The sequence below is a fragment of the Stieleria sp. genome (assembly GCF_041595215.1).
Taxonomy (GTDB): Bacteria; Planctomycetota; Planctomycetia; order Pirellulales; family Pirellulaceae; genus Stieleria; species Stieleria magnilauensis.
In genome coordinates, this window is record NZ_JBFHKV010001238.1 from 1 (window position 1) to 2,292 (window position 2,292).

Annotated in this window: 2 protein-coding genes; both read left to right on the forward strand. The window is 59.1% G+C overall.

What is annotated here, in order from left to right; translation table 11 throughout:
* Nucleotides 1–981: substrate-binding domain-containing protein (locus ABX749_RS30060; protein ID WP_372899281.1), on the forward strand; the 981-nt coding region annotated here is incomplete at its 5' end.
* Between the two features lie 49 nt (nt 982–1,030).
* On the forward strand, nt 1,031–2,292 hold a 1,262-nt coding region (locus tag ABX749_RS30065), incomplete at its 3' end, for a right-handed parallel beta-helix repeat-containing protein (RefSeq protein ID WP_372899282.1).

Here is a 2,292-nt window from a genome sequence, read left to right on the forward strand (position 1 = left end):
GTGCCGATCATCGATGTCCGCTGCAACCGAAAATTCACCGGCGTACCGCAAGTCGAAACGGATAACCAGCGTGTCGCCGAAATGGCGTTTTCGCATCTGTGGGAGCGTGGGTTTCGACGATTCGCTTTCTGTGGGTTTCGATTTGCCACGTATTCCGACGCCCGACTGGCCGCGTTTCAAAAATTGGTCGATGCCGCCGAATGCCCCTTCGATGTCTACCAATCGCCCGGCGTCCCCGGCACCACGTTGACACAACTGGAGGAGGCGGGGGTGCTGGAATTGGAATCGTTGGCGAAGTGGTTATCGACGCTTTCGCGACCGACCGGTCTGTTGGTTTGCAATGACATTCGCGGGCAACAGGTTCTCAACGCGTGCCGGCTGTCCAATATCGCCGTCCCCGATGACCTGGGGGTGATCGGCGTGGATGACGACGACGCGATCTGCTTGCTGTGTGACCCGCCGCTTTCAAGCGTCCGGCCCAACGCGGAGCAGGTCGGTTATCGGGCCGCGGAGATTCTGCAACAAATGATGACTGGTTTGCTGCCTGAAAATGAAATCGAGTACGTTCCGCCCATCTCCGTCTCCGAACGCCTCTCGACGAAAGTCGTGGCCGTCGACGATGTCGAGATCGCCCGCGTGTGCCGATTCATCCGGCAAAACGCCTGTTCTGGAATCAACGTGGGCGACGTCGCCGAATTCACCTCCCTTTCCCGCCGTCAATTGGAGCGGCGGTTCCGGGAAGTCCTGGGCCGAACACCACACCAACAAATCACGATCACCCAATTGGAACGCGTCAAGCAGTTGCTGTTGGAGACCGACATGACGCTGGAGCAAATCGCGGCGAAGACGGGCTACAGCCATAAAGAATGCTTGGGCGCCGTTTTCAAACGCGAGACCGGTGAGTCACCCGGCGAGTTTCGATCGAAACAAACCAATGGCGATCCCACGCAAACTCCGCCAGTTCCGTCAAAAAGCCGCTAGTATTCCGTTGCCAGCTTTCCTTCTGATCCCCCCTTCACGATTCGTTCCCATGCTTCGGTCTTTCTTGATTCTGATCTGCTTCGGCGCAAGTGCCACCTGTTCGCAGGCCCTCGACATCTTCGTCAGTCCTGCGGGTGACGATGGCAACGACGGCTCGTCCGCTGCTCCGGTGGCGACGCTTGCTCGGGCACAGGTTCTCGCTCGTCAATCGGCCGGAACCGCCCCCGTGACGGTCTCCGTCGCGGACGGTGTTTATTACCTACCCGAGACACTCCAGTTCACCGCCGCCGACTCTGGTTCACCCGATCGACCGGTCCTCTACCGTGCAGAAAACGAAGGCAAGGCCGTGCTCAGCGGCGGCACAAAACTCGACCTGCAATGGCAACCCTTTCGCGACGGAATCTTTGTGGCAACCACCGAATCGGGACTGGCGATCGACCAGCTGTTCCTGGCCGGACGCCAACAACGAATGGCTCGCTATCCGAATTACGACGCCGGCAAAAAAACCGAAGCCTATCAAGGCTATGCCGCCGATGCGTTCTCCAAACAACGCGCCAGCGGTTGGGCCGATCCCACGGGCGGGTTCATTCATGCCATGCATCGGGCCCGCTGGGGAGGATACCACTACCGGATCACCGGCAAGGATTCTGATGGCGAAGTGACCTATGAAGGCGGCTGGCAAAACAACCGCCAAATGGGCATGCACAACGACTTTCGCATGGTCGAAAACATCTTCGAAGAATTGGACGCGCCCGGCGAATGGTATCACGACGCCGGCGCGAACCGCTTGTACTTCATCCCGCCCCCTGGCGTCGACCTGAACCGAACGACGATCGAAGTGGTGCGACTGCGACACCTGATCGAATTCAACGGCTCCGCCGACGCCCCCGTGCGGTTCATGACCCTCCAAGGATTCGTCGTTCGGCATGCCGCCCGGACCTTCATGGAAACGAAAGAACCGCTGTTGCGATCGGATTGGACGATCTATCGCGGCGGCGCCGTGTTGCTTTCCGGCACCGAGGACATCCAGCTGCTAGACACCGAATTTGATCAGGTCGGCGGCAATGCGATCTTTGTCAGCCGTTTCAACCGCCGTGTTGTCATCAAGGGTTGCCGCATCCACGACTGTGGTGCCAGCGGCGTTTGTTTTGTGGGTGACCCCGACGCCGTTCGCGATCCGCTATTCGAATACCGTCAAAAGAACGATCTGAGCCAGGTCGATCGTACTCCGGGCCCGAAGTCGAACCAGTACCCGGCCGACTGCGTCGTCGAAGACTGCTTGATTCATGGGATCGGCCGAGTCGAACGCCA